We start from the raw sequence: 496 nt of genomic DNA on the forward strand, positions 1-496 counted from the left end.
GTCCATAAGGGCGCGGTGGTCTTTGCGAGTCTTGCCGTTAACCTGTTGTTTTAGACGAGAAAGAGAACCAAATGGCTCAATACGTCCGTTTTTAAGATAATACTGACCTTCTGTAATGTATCCGGTATTATCAGGCACAGGGTGGGTAACGTCATCTCCGGGCATTGTGGTAACGCCTAGGACTGTGATAGAACCCGCAGTTTCAAAGTCAACCGCTTTTTCATAGCGGCTTGCCAATTGGCTGTAAAGGTCGCCTGGATAACCGCGATTAGAAGGAACCTGTTCCTGAATGATAGAGATTTCCTTCATAGCGTCGGCAAAGTTTGTCATGTCTGTCAAAAGAACAAGCACGTCCTTACCCTGCAAGGCAAATTGCTCTGCGACCGCAAGAGACATATCGTGTATCATTAGACATTCAACTGTATGATCGCTTGCCGTGTGAATAAACATTACAGTACGCGCAAGAGCGCCTGCGTTTTCCAATGTATCCTTAAAG

The 496-nt window shown here is 46.2% G+C and carries 1 pseudogene; it reads right to left on the minus strand.

From position 1 onward, the window contains the following. Positions 1-496: pseudogene (locus ACYVTD_RS16310) on the minus strand (V-type ATP synthase subunit B); the annotation flags it as partial.

The organism is Treponema sp. R6D11, assembly GCF_054786075.1.